This window comes from Megasphaera sp. DISK 18 (assembly GCF_001682955.1).
GTDB lineage: Bacteria > Bacillota > Negativicutes > Veillonellales > Megasphaeraceae > Megasphaera > Megasphaera massiliensis.
The window spans coordinates 24,836-42,489 of the sequence record NZ_LUGJ01000056.1 but is presented as its reverse complement, the minus strand read 5'-3'; the positions used below and the strand labels follow the sequence as shown (position 1 = coordinate 42,489).

18 protein-coding genes are annotated in these 17,654 nt (G+C 51.3%); 10 read left to right on the top strand and 8 right to left on the bottom strand.

Translation table 11 applies throughout. From position 1 onward, the window contains the following. Positions 1-9 precede the first annotated feature (9 nt). The 5 genes from asrC to A0U42_RS10300 all read left to right on the top strand — a co-directional run bounded on the left by asrC (position 10) and on the right by A0U42_RS10300 (position 4,011). Positions 10-987 (top strand): sulfite reductase subunit C, encoded by a 978-nt coding sequence (gene asrC, locus A0U42_RS10315; protein ID WP_255304169.1) that lies wholly within the window; start codon positions 10-12, stop codon positions 985-987. Positions 988-998: 11 nt separating this feature from the next. Continuing rightward, complete coding sequence (locus A0U42_RS10310; RefSeq protein ID WP_065360903.1) at positions 999-1,766, top strand: formate/nitrite transporter family protein; 768 nt, start codon at positions 999-1,001, stop codon at positions 1,764-1,766. Between the two features lie 420 nt (positions 1,767-2,186). Beyond that, complete coding sequence (locus A0U42_RS11665; RefSeq protein ID WP_176698864.1) at positions 2,187-2,342, top strand: hypothetical protein; 156 nt, start codon at positions 2,187-2,189, stop codon at positions 2,340-2,342. Between the two features lie 93 nt (positions 2,343-2,435). Beyond that, the gene (locus tag A0U42_RS10305; protein WP_083122536.1) at positions 2,436-3,296 is read left to right on the top strand and encodes a formate/nitrite transporter family protein; all 861 of its coding nucleotides are present in this window, start codon (positions 2,436-2,438) and stop codon (positions 3,294-3,296) included. Between the two features lie 157 nt (positions 3,297-3,453). Further along, positions 3,454-4,011, top strand: coding sequence for a flavin reductase family protein (locus A0U42_RS10300; protein WP_065360902.1), 558 nt, complete (start codon positions 3,454-3,456; stop codon positions 4,009-4,011). Between the two features lie 66 nt (positions 4,012-4,077). On the opposite strand, the gene A0U42_RS10295 is transcribed toward A0U42_RS10300, so the two are convergent. Next, complete coding sequence (locus A0U42_RS10295) at positions 4,078-4,737, bottom strand: Crp/Fnr family transcriptional regulator (protein ID WP_065360901.1); 660 nt, start codon at positions 4,735-4,737, stop codon at positions 4,078-4,080. Between the two features lie 11 nt (positions 4,738-4,748). Then, a complete protein-coding gene (gene lexA, locus A0U42_RS10290) occupies positions 4,749-5,366 on the bottom strand; it encodes a transcriptional repressor LexA (RefSeq protein WP_044503744.1) in 618 nt (205 codons plus the stop codon). Between the two features lie 189 nt (positions 5,367-5,555). On the opposite strand from lexA, the gene A0U42_RS10285 reads away from it, so the two are divergent. Next, complete coding sequence (locus tag A0U42_RS10285; RefSeq protein WP_255304168.1) at positions 5,556-5,888, top strand: LysM peptidoglycan-binding domain-containing protein; 333 nt, start codon at positions 5,556-5,558, stop codon at positions 5,886-5,888. On the opposite strand, the gene A0U42_RS10280 is transcribed toward A0U42_RS10285, so the two are convergent. Next, complete coding sequence (locus A0U42_RS10280) at positions 5,885-6,880, bottom strand: site-specific integrase (protein WP_065360900.1); 996 nt, start codon at positions 6,878-6,880, stop codon at positions 5,885-5,887. The genes A0U42_RS10285 and A0U42_RS10280 overlap by 4 nt on opposite strands. Before the next feature lie 229 nt (positions 6,881-7,109). Here A0U42_RS10280 and A0U42_RS11905 point away from each other — a divergent pair, with 229 nt between their 5' ends. After that, positions 7,110-7,919: a TIGR00730 family Rossman fold protein gene (locus A0U42_RS11905; protein ID WP_065360899.1), complete on the top strand. Its 810-nt coding sequence runs from the start codon at positions 7,110-7,112 to the stop codon at positions 7,917-7,919. A gap of 13 nt (positions 7,920-7,932) precedes the next feature. On the opposite strand, the gene A0U42_RS10270 is transcribed toward A0U42_RS11905, so the two are convergent. Then, positions 7,933-9,297 carry a PhoH family protein gene (locus A0U42_RS10270; protein ID WP_065360898.1) on the bottom strand — a complete coding sequence of 455 codons (1,365 nt, stop codon included), beginning with the start codon at positions 9,295-9,297 and terminating at the stop codon, positions 7,933-7,935. Positions 9,298-9,936: 639 nt separating this feature from the next. Here A0U42_RS10270 and A0U42_RS10265 point away from each other — a divergent pair. After that, positions 9,937-10,293: a PTS glucitol/sorbitol transporter subunit IIA gene (locus A0U42_RS10265; protein ID WP_065360897.1), complete on the top strand. Its 357-nt coding sequence runs from the start codon at positions 9,937-9,939 to the stop codon at positions 10,291-10,293. Positions 10,294-10,409: 116 nt separating this feature from the next. Here A0U42_RS10265 and A0U42_RS10260 read toward each other — a convergent pair whose 3' ends face one another. From A0U42_RS10260 to A0U42_RS10245, 4 genes are all read right to left on the bottom strand, one after another. Then, positions 10,410-12,188, bottom strand: coding sequence for an adenine deaminase C-terminal domain-containing protein (locus A0U42_RS10260; protein ID WP_065360896.1), 1,779 nt, complete (start codon positions 12,186-12,188; stop codon positions 10,410-10,412). A gap of 12 nt (positions 12,189-12,200) precedes the next feature. Further along, positions 12,201-13,532 (bottom strand): NCS2 family permease, encoded by a 1,332-nt coding sequence (locus tag A0U42_RS10255; RefSeq protein ID WP_044503755.1) that lies wholly within the window; start codon positions 13,530-13,532, stop codon positions 12,201-12,203. A 392-nt stretch (positions 13,533-13,924) separates the two neighbouring features. Beyond that, positions 13,925-14,764 carry a LemA family protein gene (locus A0U42_RS10250; RefSeq protein WP_065360895.1) on the bottom strand — a complete coding sequence of 280 codons (840 nt, stop codon included), beginning with the start codon at positions 14,762-14,764 and terminating at the stop codon, positions 13,925-13,927. A gap of 9 nt (positions 14,765-14,773) precedes the next feature. Beyond that, entirely contained in the window at positions 14,774-15,538 is a 765-nt protein-coding gene (locus A0U42_RS10245; RefSeq protein ID WP_065360894.1) for a hypothetical protein, read from the bottom strand. A 241-nt stretch (positions 15,539-15,779) separates the two neighbouring features. Between A0U42_RS10245 and A0U42_RS10240 the strand changes: the two genes are divergently transcribed. Further along, positions 15,780-16,070 carry a YciI family protein gene (locus tag A0U42_RS10240; protein ID WP_065360893.1) on the top strand — a complete coding sequence of 97 codons (291 nt, stop codon included), beginning with the start codon at positions 15,780-15,782 and terminating at the stop codon, positions 16,068-16,070. A 465-nt stretch (positions 16,071-16,535) separates the two neighbouring features. Further along, on the top strand, positions 16,536-17,597 hold the full coding sequence (locus A0U42_RS10235) for a hypothetical protein (RefSeq protein ID WP_065360892.1): 1,062 nt from the start codon (positions 16,536-16,538) through the stop codon (positions 17,595-17,597). Positions 17,598-17,654: the final 57 nt, after the last annotated feature.

Below are 17,654 nucleotides of genomic sequence, written 5' to 3'. Positions count from 1 at the left end.
GGAAGAACGATGATTGATATGAATTGTGGCAAGTTAAAGAAAAACGCCTTTCGCGTCACCAAAAACCGCGGCGTCACGTCGGCCCGCGTCCGCGTTCCCGGCGGCCATCTCCGGGCCGACGTTTTAGGGAAAGTTCAGGAAATCGCCGAAACCTACGGAAGCGGAGAAGTCCATCTGACCATCCGTCAGGGCTTTGAAATCTTAGGCATTCCCTTTGAAAAGGTCGACGAAGTCAACAAGGCCCTGCAGCCCATCATCGAAGAATTGGGCATCAACCAGTCGGAAAAGGGCCGCGGCTACGATTCGTCCGGTACGCGTAACATCATGGCCTGCGTCGGCAACCGCATCTGTCCCTTTGCCAACTACGACACGACGGCTCTGGCCGAACGGATTGAAAAGGCCATTTTCCCCAATGACCTTCACGTCAAAGTCGCTCTCACGGGCTGCCCCAACGACTGCGGCAAGGTTCGCATGCACGACTTCGGCATCATCGGCATGACCGAGCCCCAGTTTGACCCGACGCGCTGCATCAGCTGCGGTGCCTGCGTCAAGAAGTGTAAACAGCTTTCCGTCGAAGCCCTCAAGATGGACAAGAACCGCCCCGTTCGCAACGTCGAAAAATGCATCGGCTGCGGCGTCTGCGCCCACGCCTGCCCGACCCGTGCCTGGACGCGGAGCAAGACCCAGTATTTCCGCATGACCCTCCTGGGCCGCAGTGGCAAGAAAAACCCCCGCATGGGCATCGACTTCATCAAATGGCTCGACGCTGACAGTGTCGTCAAGATCATCAGCAACGTCTACGCCTACGCTCAGAAATACATCGACCCCGAAGCGCCGGGCGGCAAGGAACACATCGGCTACATCGTTGACCGGACGGGAACGGAAGAATTCCTGCGCTGGATCATGAAAGACGTCAATCTGCCGCCGAAAGCAGAAATCTACAAACCGCTGTACTGGGACGGCATCCGCTACTCGGGATTGAAGTAGGGGGCAGGTTCATGTATCGAGACGAATATGCGGCTACGGCAGCCGGCGCGGCAGCCAAGGTACGCTTATTAAAAAAGAATCCCTTAGGATATTTTCTTATGTCGGCCCTGGCCGGTGCCTACATCGGTTTTGGAATCCTCCTCTCCTTTACCGTTGGCGGCACCTTGGGACCGATTCCGATGAATAAAATCGCCATGGGTCTGTCCTTTGGCATCGCCCTCAGCCTGGTCATCATCGCCGGAGCCGAGCTCTTTACGGGCAACGCCATGGTTCTCTTTAACGGCTGGCGGCAAAAGACGGTCACCTTGACCGACGTCATCGGCCTGTGGATTGTCTGCTATATCGGTAATCTCGTCGGCGCCGTCATCTTGTCGTTCATTTTCTATGGCGCTGCCGGGACTGCCGGCGGCGTCGGACAAGCCCTGGCCGGAGCTGCAGCGACTAAGATGAGCCTGCCGCCGCTGGTCCTCTTCCTCAGGGGCATCTTGTGCAACGTCCTGGTCTGTCTCGCCGTCTGGTGCGGTTTTCGTTGCAAGTCTGACAGCGGGAAATTGATCATGACTTTCTGGTGTCTCTACGCCTTCTTTACCTGCGGCTTTGAGCACAGCGTGGCCAATATGACCGTCCTGACCTTAGGCCTTCTCAATCCGGCCGGCATGGCCGTCAGCCTGGCAGGCTACGGACACAACCTGCTGTGGGTCACTTTAGGGAATCTCGTCGGCGCCATCGTCTTCCTGGCCATTCCCTATGGCGTGGCGGCTAAAAAAATCGCTGAATAGTCGTCCACCTGAAATTTCGGCTCTCATAAGGAAAATACAGCCATTCGTAATGGATGATTTCAGGGTTACTCCCATATTTGACAAAGATCCTAAAAAACGGCTTCCGCTATGGGAGCCGTTTTTGTCTTTTCGGAACAAAGACAGAAGAACCATGATTTATTGATATATGTATAATGATATTTTTTCAATATTTATGGCGGTGACAACTATTTGAATGGCTCGTTTGTGGTATAATAAGAACAAAATAAAAAAGCGATTTGTTATCAAAAGATGTGAAAAAATCATGGATTGAGAGCGAAACGGCTAGGGGATAGATGTATCCTTTGAAACCTTTCAAACTGTCTTTGCCAATTAGACAAAGAACCTCAGTTCAATCCGATGCGCTGCGGAAAAAAGACCCCCCGCAGGGGCATCGATTTTATGAAATGGGCCGACGCCGACAGCGTCATCAACATCATCAGCCATGTCTACGCCTACGCCCAACCATATATGGATCCGGAAGCTCCGGGCGGCAAAGAATATCTCGGCTATATCATCAATTGGACGGGACCGGAGGAGTTTCTGCGCGAAATCTGAAGGACGTCAACTTACCGCCTAAAGCTGAGGTCTATAAGCCGTTGTATTGGGACGGCATCCGTTATTTGGGTTTGAAGTAGGAGGCGAGGTATTATGTATGATGAAGAATATGCAGCAACCGCTGCTGGTGCGGCTGCCAAGGTACGTTTGTTAAAAAATAATCCTTTGGGGTATTTTCTCCTGTCGGCACTGGCCGGTGCCTATATCGGCTTCGGCGTCCTCCTGGCCTTTACGGTCAGCGGCACCCTGGGACCGATTCCGATGAATAAGATTGCCATGGGCCTGTCCTTTGGCGTCGCCCTCAGCCTGGTCATCATGGCCGGGGCCGAATTGTTTACGGGCAACGCCTTCGTCCTCTTCAGCGGCTGGCGCGGAAAGACCGTTTCTTTATACGACGTCGTTCACCTGTGGGTCGTCTGCTACGCCGGAAACTTCGTTGGCGCCGTCATCTTATCGTTCCTCTTCTACGGGGCAGCCGGGACGGCGGGCAGTGTCGGACAGGCCTTAGCCGGGGCCGCCGCGACCAAGATGAGCCTGCCGCCGCTGGTCCTCTTCCTGCGGGGCATCTTATGCAACGTATTGGTATGTCTTGCCGTCTGGTGCGGCTTCCGCTGCAAGTCCGACAGTGGCAAGCTGATCATGACCTTCTGGTGTCTCTACGCCTTCTTTACCTGCGGCTTTGAACACAGTGTGGCTAATATGACCGTCCTGACCTTGGGACTCCTCAATCCGGCCGGCATGGCCGTAAGCTTCTCCGGCTTCGGCTACAACCTCCTGTGGGTCACCTTAGGCAATCTCGTCGGTGCCGTCGTCTTCCTGGCCATTCCTTACGGTATTGCTGCCGCAAAAAAACAGGCACACTCGACGACCAGCATCAGTTCATCTTCTAAGACTGCCGCACCGAAACGTACTGTACATGTCCCGTCATCGGCAAGTACTTCTGCGACGCACTGACGGCGACGAAGTACATGTCCTATCAGAGTCATAGACCCGGTCCGTACAGCCATTCTGCTGCGGCGGCCGGGTCTGATTTTTTAGTTACATCCTGTATCCATCGCTCACGAATTTCTGTTATAATAAAGAAAATAAAACCGTAAGGGGGAATGACATCATGAGTAAAGAATTTATCGGAAAAGAAGCTTGCATCGCCCCGGAAGGGGTATTCATTATCGGAACCTACGATGAAAATGGCGTTCCCAATGCCATGAATGCCGCCTGGGGCTCCCAGTCCGATTTCGATGAAATCACACTCTTTTTGGATAAACACAAGACGACGGACAATGTCAAAAAGACCGGCGCCTTTACCGTTGCCTTTGCGACCAAGGATACGATGGTCCTGGCCGATTATTTCGGCGTCGAAACGGGGAACCGAGTCAATAAGATCGAAGTGGCCGGCTGCCACGTCCACCCGAGCAGCCACGTCAAGGCCCCGATCATCGAAGAATTTCCCGTCACTCTCGAATGCGAATGCAAGAGCTATGACGACGAAACGGGGATCCTCGTCGGAAAAATCGTAGCCCAACAAGCCGATGAATCGGTCCTCACGGACGGGCTCGTCGACTATGACAAGCTCCAGCCCATCCTATTCGACAGCAGCACCAAGACGTACCGCCTCATCGGCCCCGTCGTCGGCAAAGCCTTCCACGACGGCCTGGCTTTAAAGAAGTAAATCTACTATACGGCATGCAAAAAGGGAGTACCGCCAAATGCCTTGGCAGTGCTCCCTTTTTTGTATTTAGTTTAAGGTAACGGTCTGTTGATTTACATCGATGAGTCCTTCTTCTTTCATGCGCGACATTTCCCGGGCGACGGCTGTTCGATCGGCACAGAGGTAGTCGGCCAACTGGCTTCGGGTCACAGGGATGGAAAAGGTTGAACTGCCGGCTTTTTCCGATTGGAAGGAAAAATACGTCAGCAGTTTTTTGCGCAAGGTCTTCTTAGAAACGATTTCCAGCTTTTCCATGAGCTGAGCATTCTTGGTCGCGATGAGGTGCAGCATATTTTCGATGAGCCGATGATGAAAAGGACAGGCCTGTGTACAGACGTGGAGGACTTTTTGAAAGGGCAAGGTCAGGAAGGTCGTCGTCTTGACGGCCTGGAAGGTGACTAAAGACTGCAACATCGTAGCGCAGACGAAGGTTTCCCCAAAGAGGCCGCCTTCTTTGATGACGGCCAACACGGCCTTGTCGCCCCAGCGGTCTTCGTGGATCATATGGACTTCACCGCTCAGGACGACGCCGATATAGCGTACTTCATCCTGAGCCAGGACCAAGAATTCTCCCTTTCGCACGGTCTTCGTCCGGGCGCCGAGGCAGGTGAGCATGGCTGACCGGTCTTCGGGGCGGATGCCGTCAAAGAGGGCACTGTTGGCAATGGCTGCTTCAACATCAACCATAAAGATACCTCCTAATATTGACGGTAGAGGCCGACGACTTTGCCGAGAATCTTGCAGTTTCGCGTGTAAATCGGTTCGTATTCATCATTTTCCGGCTGGAGTCGAATGGCATCTTTTTCGCGGAAATAACGCTTTACGGTCGCTTCATCGTCGATGAGGGCGACGACGATTTCACCGTTTTCTGCCGTATCCTGATGGCGGACGATGAGCTGATCGCCTTCGAGGATGCCGGCATTTTTCATACTGTCCCCTTGGACGATGAGCATGAAGCAGTCGTCATTGCCGATGAAATCAGCCGGGAAGGGATAGACGTCTTCGACGCACTCTTCGGCAAAGATAGGAGCTCCGGCACGGACCTGGCCGACGAGGGGCAGGGGAACGATCTTCTTCGAACGCCACGAACCTTCGTCGAGGAGTTCGATCGTTCGGTTCTTAGCCGGGTCGCGGCGGATATAGCCTAGGTCTTCCAGGCGATGGAGGTAGCCATGGACCGTCGACGTCGAACTGAGGCCGACTTCTTTACAGATTTCCCGGACCGACGGGGGATAGCCGAATTGGTGGACACAGGTGCGGATGTATTCTAATATCTGTTTTTGACGGGTCGTCAGCATTTTTTCATTGGTAATCATATATAGTCACTCCAGTCTCTGGCAAGTTACAATCATTCCAGTATAGCTAGTCACATTATACCGAAAATACCGAAAAAAATCAAACATTTGTTCAAATCACCTTGACAAGAACAACTGTTCGAAGCTATAATAAGGGTGTCGACGAACACTTGTTCTTAGAACGTTCGTTTTTACTTAGGAGTGATAACCATGAGAAGAAGACGAAAAGGGAGAGGCCCGTTACTGAAATATGTCGCCTTGATTGGCCTGGCTATCTTTATGTGCACCCAAATCGGTTGGAGCTATCAGCCGTCACAGGAATACGTTTCCGTTCGCGTCGAACCGGGACAGACCATTTGGCAGCTGGCGTCGGTCGTCGTCGATGAAGATACGGATGTACGTCAGGTCATCCAGTCCATCCTCGATGAAAATAAACTGACCGGCGATCGTGCCATTCAGCCCGGTCAAGTCCTGCGCCTGCCTGTCGCTGCCGGCAAGGCCGGCCATGTGCGGCAAGTCTTGGCTGCACAGCTGGTCCCTTAAGACTTATCTTCGGTAATCTTTAAGATCGGACTGTCGACGAGGCGGTCGGCTTCGTCGATATAGCGGCGGACGATGGCCTGTGACTTATGACGGGTCTGGCGCATGATCTGCCGTTCCTCGACGTGGTGCTGGGCGGCCGACGTGGCAAAACCGTGGCGCAGGCTGTGGGCCCCGTAATCATCGGGGTTCATGCCCATGAGTTCGGCATAGTGCTTGACGATGAGGGCAATGGCCTTATCGGAGATCCGCGTCTTGCGGATATGGTGTCCTTTGGTCAGACCGCGGAAGACGGGACCCGTCGTGATGCCGCTCATGTCGAGCCAGTTCTTTAACGCCGTGACGGCGCAGAGCTTCGTATCCTTTACCATGGGGATGGCGATCATCTGGCCTTGGTCGAACTGGTCGGTCTTCGATTTGCGCAGGGTGATCAAAAGGCCCAGGCGGGTGAATTTCAAATCTTCGACGTCGATGCCGGCCAGTTCTGAACGGCGCAGGGCCCCGTAAAAGCCGACTAACAAGATGGCTCGGTCCCGAATCTGCTGGATGTCCTTGCCTTCAAGGAAGGTCAGCATTTCTTTGATGTCGTCGAAGAGGACCGGTGCCTTACCGTGCTGAATGGTGCCCTTCATGCGCTTGATACCGCGCAGGGCGTTGCGGACGATGGGAAAGCGGCAGGGATTGTCTTTGACACCGGCGGCATCGAAATTTTCCGTGAGGGCACTGATGCGCCGGGCAATGGTATTGGCCTTGGCATTGTCGGCCAGGTCGTTAATATAGTTTACGATCGTTTCCGGTTCCGCCGGAAAGGACGACAAATCGTGGTAGGAACACCAGTCGCAGAAGTCATTCCAGTCCGAGCGATAGGCGTCGACCGTATTGGCCGCCCGGGCCGTATACAGGCTTTGGCGGGATTTATGGGATAATTTCTCGTTGTTGGCAATGGTGTCGCTGCGGCCGATAAAAAAGTTAGGCGCATCTGTTTCTTTAGGCAAGGGATCGGCTCCTTTCGTTTTCGCATAGATAAGAAAAAGGCGTTTCGCAAGAATATTCTTGTGAATACGCCTTTTACGTATACCTCGATAGAAAAAGCTCTTTGAAATACTGACTTTTTCTGCCCTTCATACAGCGGAATACTCCTCACATATGCTATAATAGATAGTATTATTGTAGCATACAATGGCCAGAAGAGCCATGACATACAGCGGAAAGAAGGGAAGTGCGATGAATATTACAGTCTACCTCGGCGCCAGCCGGGGAAACGATCCCAGTTACGAAGCCTATGCCTCGGCCTTAGGGGCCTGGATTGCAAACCACGGCCATACTTTGATTTACGGCGGCAGCCGAACGGGGCTCATGGGAGCCTTGTCTGCCGGAGCCCTAAAAAAAGGCGGCTCCGTCATCGGCGTAGAGCCTCAAGAATTTATCGATACGGCGCTCCAACAGGAGGGCCTGACAAAGCTCATCGTTACGCCGGACATGGCTTCACGCAAAGCGAAGATGATGGAATTGGGCGACATCTTCCTGGCTTTTCCCGGAGGCTTCGGTACGTTAGAAGAAATCAGCCAGGTCATGAGTGAAGTAAAACTCGGTCACCTCAAAGGTCGCTTCGCCTTCCTCGATTTCAACGGCTATTATCAGCCTATGAAGGCCTTCTTGGAAGCCATGGCTCATCAAGGTTTTGTCGATGCCAAGTGGGTAAAAGCCGCCGCTTTTTTACCGTCCTTGGCGGCCCTCAGTGCTTTTGTGGCTGGCCGGGAACTGCCAAAACCGGGGGAAACGTGGCGTCACTTTAAGCAGAAGCGATACCGTATCATCGGCCTTGCCGACGATGCCGCAACGAAGGAAACGTACGTCGTATACAAGACCTTGTACGGCGAATACCGCGATTTCATCCGCCCTTTAGACATGTTCCTCAGCGAAGTCGATCATGAAAAATATCCCGACGTCCGCCAACGCTGGCGCTTTGAAAAAGAAACGGGCGGCTGCTGCTCGTGGAATCCGGCGATATCTCAACAGTATCTGAAACCGTAATCGTTACAAAAATCTATAAGCGCTGAACGGCGTCCAGGGCTAAAGGCGACCGTTCGCATTCGTCAGCTCGCATGGTCAATTGATAGCATAAGGGGCTGCCCTTCATCTTACCGGCGGCATAGGTCAGGCCGTTCGTCCGTTCATCGAGGAAGGGGCGGTCAATCTGATTGGGGTCGCCGACGAGAATGATTTTCGTGCCCTTGCCGGCCCGGGTGATGATGCCCTTGACCTGATTGGGCGTCATGTTCTGCGCTTCGTCGATGATGAGGTACGTCTTTTCGAGAGAACGGCCGCGGATGAAGTTCAAGGCTTCGGTTTGAATGACGTGGCGGTCGAAGATTTCTTCAATCTTTTCGGCCAGTTCTCGTTCATTTTCATAGCGTTCGGCTTCATTACTGTCGATGAGCTGTTCCAAATTATCGATAATAGGCCGCATGAGGGGTGAAATCTTTTCCTGTTCGTCACCGGGTAAAAAGCCGATATCCGAGTCGAACTGAGCGTTCGGCCGGCAGATGAGGATGCGCCGGTATTCACCCGTCGGATGGTTGATGATTTTTTCGAGGCCTACGGCTAACGAGTAGAATGTCTTGGCCGTGCCGGCTTGACCCTTGATGATGACCAACGGCGCTTCTTCCGCCGACTGCATCAAGGCTTCCTGCATAAAATACTGGCCGGCATTTCGCGGCTTGATGCCGTAGGGGGAAACGCGGCTGTAGGTCAGGGGGATGACGCGCCCTTTATGGACCCGGCCTAAATGGGTCTTGCGAAGGGAGGCATCGGCTTGTAAGATGATGAATTCATTTTCCTGTACCGTCACGTCGTAGCGCTGAGCGTCGCCGTCGATTTGATAGAGACGGCTGGCATCGATGCCTTCTTCTAAGAATGCATCGAAGTCGCTTTCCGGGACGTAGCAGGTCTGACGGCCGGTATAGCCGTTCTTTTCGGGCAGTACCTGTTCCGTACTGAAATCCTGAGCTTCAATATTCAGCACCTGGGCTTTGAGCCGCAGCACCAGGTCTTTTGTGACCAAAATGGGCTGACAGCTTTGCAGGTGGCAGCAGACTTTGAGAATTCGGTTATCGGCCTGATCGTCAGGCAGCGATTCCGGCAGCGCCTCGTGGACGCAGTTAATCTCGATACGCACTGTGCCGCCGTTATCAAGAGATACGCCGTCCAGTAAATTGCCGCGGAGTCTTAAACGTTCCAAAAAGCGGATGGCTTGCCGGGCATTGAACCCGCGTTCACCATCCGCTTTTTTTAATCCATCCAATTCTTCCACGACAACCAGGGGAATGACGACATTATTATCTTCAAAACACTGCATAGCATACGGAGCCTGAATCAGGACGTTCGTATCGAGAACATAAGTCTTTGCCATAGAAATCCCACCTTTTAGTCTATTTTTTACAGCATACCAAAGGAAGATATAGAACATGTAAAGCGATGGAAAAATTCCACGTAAAACATTTGAAAACGTCTATGCCTGTGAAAAAGGCGCTAAAGCGGCTAAAAGATAGCAAGAACGGCAGCTGATGGTATCTTTCTTCGCGGGATCCGAATCGCAGCATTCTCGAAAATCTTATTTTTTGATCGGAGCCATTGTCTGCCGATGCTATGAAATCCCCTGTGTTTAGCCCGGGCCGCCGCAGCGGATATGCGACTCTTCATTGATTCCCCATGCGGTATTGATGAGGCCGTTGGCCGGCCTTGTCTTGTCGAGGCTGCCGCCGTTTCCGGCTGGAATCTGCCCCTTGCCCGGCTGTCGGATCCGGTACTATTTATTTTCCCACATTTTTTTGATTGTTAAAGCATACGTGGGACTGACCGTAGAAAGCGTATGGAAGTCATATGCAGCTGCGACTTGCTTCGCTTCTGCTACAGCTATCTTGCGAAGGCCGGAAATATCTGTTATATTTTAATTATACAGCGAGATGTTATTTGCTGATCTTCTGTTACAGCTATCTTGCGAACACTTAGAATCTCTGCCAGGTTCTAAGGGATACAGAAAGGAGTCACTATGAAATACGAAGCAAAAGTTACTGCGATTGGGGAATCGGTCCTGTCGTTTATGAAAATACGAAACAGCATTATTATCTTCGATAACGACGTTCCCTATGCCTATGAAAATATGGTCGTGTCCCATACGAAGAGTACCCTGACCCAGCCGATTGAAGTCGGCGATAAACTGCTCATTGCCGATGAAGAATATCAGGTCAGTGACGTCGGTTCAGAAGCGAATCAGACCTTGAAGGAACATGGCCACTGCACCCTCGTTTTCGGAGTCGGGATAAAAGCTGAAATGCCCGGCCAAATCGCCTTGGAGGGCAAAAAGGTTCCGCGTATTATGATCGGTGATATGATCATCTTTTTATAATCGTTAGGGATTATACGAGATATGGAATAAATGAAATCGTCCCCATGACGTGGTATGCCTGTGTCATGGGGACGATTTTTGTATGGTGCTATAAATTTTGTCTTTCTGTCAAAGGATTATGGTTTCAGTTGTAAAATGGGGTCGAAGTAAGCAAGTTTCGTATAGTCGACGTTGCCGCCGTCGGTGATGGCAAGGTCGGGAATGGCCGTAATGGGCAGGAAAGAGAGGTAGAAGATGGGGTCCGGCAGGCGGCTGCCCAAGGTCTTGGCAGCTTCATCGAGTTCGTTTTCTTTCTGAGCCAAGTCTTCCGGCGTCATATCGGAAGCGATGCCGGCAATGGGCAGGGACAGGAAGGATACGATTTTCCCGTCGAGGACGACGACCTGTCCGCCGCCGTTTTCGATGAGGGTGTTGGCTGCCAGGGCCATGTCTTCGTAGTTGGCGCCGGCGACGACGAGGTTATTGTCATCAGGAGCAGCCGTCGTGGCAATGGCCCCTTTGGTGAGGGACCAGCCGGAGATGAAGCCTTTCGAGACGTTGCCGTTCTTACCATAGCGTTCGATGACCGAGACTAAGGCCACGTCTTTTTCGGCACTCGGGCGAACGATGCCGTCTTTGACCTCGAGTTCGACGTCACGGCGTTTGCGCATGAAGGGGCCGACGCTGTCGATGGTTTCGACGATGGCCGTGCCTTCTTGGAGGTCGACGTGATAAGCAAAGTCGAGGGGATTCAATTTTTCATGCTGTACTGTCTTGAGTAAGGAGGCATCGCGGAGGGGGACGGTGTAGGTGAAGACGTTTTTCTTGTTTTCAGTGATGACCATGCCCTTACTGATAACCGTTTCGACGGTGAAGGTCCCGGGCTGGTCGACGAGGAGGATGTCGGCATCTTTACCGGGCGCAATGGAGCCGACGCGGTCGTCGATTTCATAGGCTTCGGCAGCATTGATGGTGGCTATCTGGATGGCTGTCATCGGAGCGAGACCTGCAGCAATGGCCAGGCGAACCATGTTGTCGATATGGCCGTTCTTTAAGATGCCGCGGGCGTGGACGTCATCCGAGCAAAAGCTGGTGTGGCGGGCAATACCCGGGGCCCCTTCGGTGATGGCCCGGACATTTTCCTTGAGGAACTTGGTGACCGCCGATTCGCGGATGATGGTGTGCATCCCTTTGCGGGCCTTTTCTAAAAATTCCTGATGGTCGTAGCTTTCATGGTCGACGCGGACGCCGCTCATGAGGTATTCGTTGAGGTCCTTGCCGCGGGCCAGAGGGCTGCAGCCGAAGATGGGGCGGTGATATTTCTGGGCCAAGACCAAGGCTTCCAGCGTATCCGGATCCTTCGTCTGGACGGCTTCGCGGACGAGTTCCCAAATGCCGTAGCAGTTCGGATCCTGATGGTATTTAGCGTGGTCTTTGGCGGTGACATTGTAGGCGATGGTCGACACGGGAATGGTGTAGGGTGTCTTATACGGCAGGGCCCAGAAGACCTTCAGCGGCGACGCTTCGATTTCTTCAAAAATCGGGCCTAAACCGTCGACGCCGATGACGGAAATATATTCGTCAAGGCCGCTTACGATGCTCGTCGTGCCGCAGGGGACGACGGCTTGGGCAAAGCGGGTCATGCTCATCTTACTGCATTCCACGTGGATATGGCAGTCGATGAGGCCCGGAGCTAAATATTTCCCCGTTCCGTCGACGATTTTGGTGTCAGGTCCCATGTAATCGGAAATATCACTTTCGACGGCAACAATCTTTCCCTTGTAGATAGCGACGTCGGCCTTATAGTATTCACCGGTGTTGACGTTGATCAAGGTACCGCCGACGATGGCCAGGTCGGCCTTGATTTTGGCCGCGCCGGCATCGATATAGTCGGATAATAATTCTTTTGTAAGCATGGACAGACCTCCTTAGAATTTAAGTATCGTCAAAGTATACAGCAAGATGAGGAACAGGACGAACATGACCCAAATGAGGGGATTCAGTTCTTTCCGGCGGCCGGCAATGGTCATCAGAATCGGGTAGAAGAGGAAGCCGAAGGCGATGCCGTAGGAAATGTTAAAGGTCAGGGGCATGCCGATGATGACTAAGAAAGCCGGGAAGGCCGTCTCGAATTGATCCCAATGAATTTCGCGGAGGGACGACGTCATGAGGACGCCGATGATGATCAGGGCCGGTGCCGTGACCTGAGCCGTAACGACCGACAAGAGGGGCGAGAAAATCATGCTGAAGCCAAAGAGAATGGCCACGACGATTGCCGTAAGGCCCGTCCGGGCACCGACAGCGATACCGGCCGACGATTCGACGTAAGCTGCGGTCGGTGTCGTTCCCATGACGGCCCCGCCGAGCATGGACAGGGAATCGGCCATGAGGGCTTTCCCGATGCGGGGCATCTTGCCGTTTTGCATGATGCCTGCCTGCTGAGCAAGACCGATCAAGGTTCCGGCCGTATCGAAGAAGGCGACCAGGAAGAAGATGACCACGACGGCCCACATCTGCGGGTCGGTGACGATGGCGCCCATGTTGGCGACGCCGACGCCGAAGGTCGGTTCCAGGCTCGGAGCCATGGAAATGATGCTGTCCGGCAAGGGGATGAGATTGGTGACAAGGCCCAAAATAGCCGTCAGGACGATGCCGTAAAAAATCGCCCCGGGAACCTTCTTAGCCATGAGCATAGCCGTGACGAAGATACCGAAAATAGTCAGCCACGTCGTTGCGACCTTAAAGGAACCGATGGCAACCATCGACGACGGGTCGGCCATGACGATGCCGCCGCCTTGGAGGCCGACGAAGGAGATGAAGATGCCGATACCGGCAGCCATGGCGTACTTTAAGTCCTGAGGAATGGCGTCGATGATGATTTCACGCAGTTTGAATAAGGATACCAAGGTAAACAAGATGGATGCAATGAAGACGCCGCCCATGGCCTGCTGCCAAGGCATTCCCATAGCCAGGACGATGGAATAAGTGAAAAAGGCATTGTCGCCCAGGCCCGGGGCAATGGCGATGGGGTAGTTGGCCAAAAAGCCCATGAGCAGGCAGCCCATGATAGCCGATAAGGCCGTGGCCGTGAAGACGGCACCGGGGTCCATGCCGGCATCGCCTAAGATAATGGGATTGACGAAGAGGATGTAGGCCATGGAGACGAAGGTCGTAAGACCTGCCAGGCATTCGCGCCGCACCGTCGTATTATGTTCAGATAAATGGAATAATCGTTCTAAAAGTCCGTTTGCTTGGGACATGTGATTAAACCCTCCTTTGATAAAGAAATAGAATCGTTCCAACACAGGGATTCTCTCCGATGACGCAAAAAAAAGCGGTTTCGGTTTTCCCTAAACATAAAATAAAAACCGTATTAAACAAAAAAAGAAATAGCCGAACATACGCCATTAGCGTACATAGCTATTTCTTTTGCCGAAGCCTCTAGCGCCACTAGAAGTCCTGTTATGGAATTGATTACCCGTTCATTATATCGATAACAGACCTTATTGTCAATGAAAGTACAGGGCCGAACCTCATTGAAAAAGCCAGTCCCCCTAAGATACGCCATCATTGGGAAATGGGCCGCTGAGAGCTTCCTCACAGTGTTTTTTTGAAATCCTTACGGCCACTCGGTCAGTCCTCGTAAAGGGACTCAATCATCAGACTGAGCCTCGGTCAATATCGCCGTATCGGCAGGGTACTTGGCCTTGCAGTCCGGGTAGTTGCTGCACGTCCAGTAATCCTTATGAGATAAGGTCCGTTTATGCAGGTAACCGGTGCCGCAGGTCGGGCAGAGGCGGATGACCGGTTTTCCGTCGTCGTCGGTGAAATCGGCCTTGCATTTTGGGTTTTCGCAGCGCCAATAGGGACCGAATTTCCCTTTCCGTTGATGAATTTCAGACTGGCATTTGGGACAATGATAGACCGGTTCCGGCATAACCTCTTTGACCGGACTTTCGATGACCGGAGGCAGTGCGTCCGGAGCCGTCTTGATTTCGGCGGGACCGGTTTCGAGATCCTTTTCTTTTTGATTGTATTCGGCCGACTTAAAGCCAAAGAGGGGCGCCAGCAGGCAATAGGGAATTTGGCTGCGCAGGGTCTGATAGTTGCTGACAGCCTCATTATATTCCTGACGGCTCGCTTGAATCCGGAGCTCCAGCGCTCCGACGCTGTCCATGAGGGACAGGTAGGTCTGATTCGATTTCAGTTCCGGATAGGCGGCGGCCAAAGCCTGGAAATTAGCGTTTTGACGAGACATGTTGGCAAGACTCGCCTGGGTGAGAGTGTTGCTTTCGCGCTGGCTGAACTGCTCGGCAATGACATAGAGGTGATAGAGCGTCGCTTCCCGTTGGGCCTTGTAGGTTGAAATATCGGCCAAGGCCTTGCGGACGGGCTCGCGCGTGCGGCCGAGAGTATTGTATATGTGAATCAAATAGCGAAGGATGAACAAGGCGATGAGGATTTCGCCGATGGTCTTCAATATATCGAGCATAGAAACCTCCTATTTGTCTTCTATATTCCAGTCATAGTGCTGCATGCTAAGCTCGGTGATGACCACGTCGTCCGGATCAAACTCAGGATGCTCTGTATAATCGACGGCCCGCTGGCGGCTGCGGTCAATGGGCTGGGGGAGTTTGTACGAAATAGAGAGACTATAGCCCGAGCGGTCGCCGGTTGACCAAGAATAGATAATGGTTTTGGCAAATTCATTGCCGTTAATCTGTCCGTCTAAATACTGCGACCCCGTCGGCCCCTTGCCTAAGGCCTTGGTCATATTGTCGGCGGCCAATTTAAAATCATCCAGGCCTTCCTTCAGAATCGCTGCCGTGTCATCGGGCTTCAATTTTTTTACGTCATCGGATTTCACGGTCCTCTTCAGCACAACGGAATAATTCCCTAGGGGGCGGCCCTTTTTAAAGTCGGCCATCAAAGCTTCGCGGTTCATGACGTAGGGGACCGTTTCGTGTTTTTCAGAACGGCCGTACGTATGGACAATGCCGATTTGGCCATTGTCGTAGGCTTCTAAAATACTCGGCAGCTTCCACATCTTGGTCTGCGTCGAATTATTATAGTTCCAGCCGCTGACGCCGGAAAAATTCTGCTTAAATTCACTGTCCGACATGCCGAGGTACATCGTATAGACATTGGCCGGATTACGGCTGATCACGTCGGTTTCCTTGGTCAGATCAAGGGCAAAGCCCGTCATGGCCGTCACCGTGAGGATGCCCGTAAAAAGGCCGGTACAAAGAACTTTCTTCCACTTCATTAAAACGCCTCCTTTAGAAAATCCCTATGGGGAAACAGTCTTCACTTCAATCGTAAATACATTATTAAGTATAAAAAAGAATCCATATGTTACAGATTCGACATGCGACATAAAAATCCTTCTCTCGAAAATTTACAAAAGCTGTCAAAATTTTCTAAGCAACGCCTTGCATGGACTAAACTCCATGCCGTAAGCTATAAGTAGCAAAGGGTCTCAGTTACTGAAAAGGAGGTCATGCACCATGTTTATCATCAGCGAATATTTGAATCCGGAAAACATTCCTCAGGACCAGGCTGAATCTTTATTTCAGCAGCATGCGGAATGGTTCACCAAACATTTTAACCTTGGACATTTTGTCCTCGTCGGTCCTTACTTAGATATTCCTAAGGCCGGCGTCATGCTGTCTGCCTTGTCTTCACGAGAGAAACTCGAGGCCATCCTTGCCGAAGACGTCTTTGCCAAAGACGATATGGCTCGCTACGAAGTCCATGAATTCAAAGCAGCTATGGTATCGAAGATAACGGCCGAATAAAAAGTATACGACTATCAATGTAATACCGGCGATACATTGTATTGCCTGACAGCCCTGTTTCATCGTCATCAGTATGACGGTGGAGCAGGGCTTTTTTTTGCGTGCATTTTTCTATCTTATTTTTGCAGATTGCCGAAGTATCGCTCTATGATAAGCTGACATATAATCATCATGAATGATTGCGTTACAAATATATTTAAAATATATTATTAAAATATTGTTAAAACTGTTAATTATGACAAAATAAGGACAGGTAATATGTTATACTAAAAGTGATAATGCATAGAAATCCGTCTTTAATCAATGTATACAGTATTTTATAATCGTATTATTTAACATAACCCATAATAAGACAGAATTTCTTATTATCAACTTACACAAATTAAATAAATTACAGCGCAGATTCGCCTGTTCTATGCTGCCAGTTAAAAAGTATACAGGCGGACAGAAGGGAAGGATGTCGTCATGTCAGTTGCAATTCCAAAGAACCGTAAGGTCCTCATCGGTCTTTCAGCCGTCTTAGTATGTCTCATCGGTGCCTTGTTATTTTATTTTCTGTATTGGGTCAAGACGCCGGCCTATTCCTTGAGTCTCGTCCAAAAATCGATTGAAAAACACGACTTGCCGACCTTTAAGCGCCATGTCGACTTGAAGTCCCTGTACAGTCGAGGCTTCGATGATTCCTTGCAGGAGTTTACGGGAGGCGGGGTGTTATCACCTTTGTTGGACAGCACTGTTGCTACCATTCGAAATAATTTTATTCAGAGCATGATTACGGAAACCGAAAAATACGTCGAAACGGGTAGTTTTGAAGCAACGAACCAAGGGGACATCCGGGTAATCACTTCCATGCAAAAAGTTCGTGAAGAATTAGACACACCGAATCTCGAGTACTCCGGTGTCAAAAGTACGCATATAGACGGCCACATAGCCATTGTAACAATTAATCTTCACAATAAAAAGCTAAATAAAGATTTTGACCTGAAAATCAAGATGCGGGCTATCGATAACGGTGAATGGCAGGTCGTCGAAGTGACCAACTTAATCGAATTTATGCGGGAACAGGAAAAGGCGACACAGGAGAAACTTGCGGAAATCAATGCTCCGATTAAGAAAAAAATGGACACAGCCTTCGACGTATCGAATCGAGTTGCCGGCCGCATTGTCAAACCAAGCTCATTCTTACCAGCATACTATATCCGTTTCCAAATAGGCTATACCTTGCCTAAATCGGATCAGCGCGTTAGAAGCGTCATGGGCTACTTGAGCGTTAAAGACAAGAGCGGAATAACGGCAGTTACCCTGCCGGTCCAAATCAATTACATCGATGTAATGTACAACGCTTCCGACTATACACCAGATAAGATTTGGACCTTTGACAGTGAAAGTGAAGACTCCCTGAATCCCTTCATCGAAAAGGAAAGGAAAATCTATACCGAAGGCCTCAACAACTATACTCTGGAATTCACCATTCAGAAGATGACCTTTACCGACGGAAAGGTATTGGAATTGCAGGATAAATTATAGGCTATAAATAAAATGAAAAAACAGACTAGTTGTGATAGTGAGAACTTGTCTGCCATA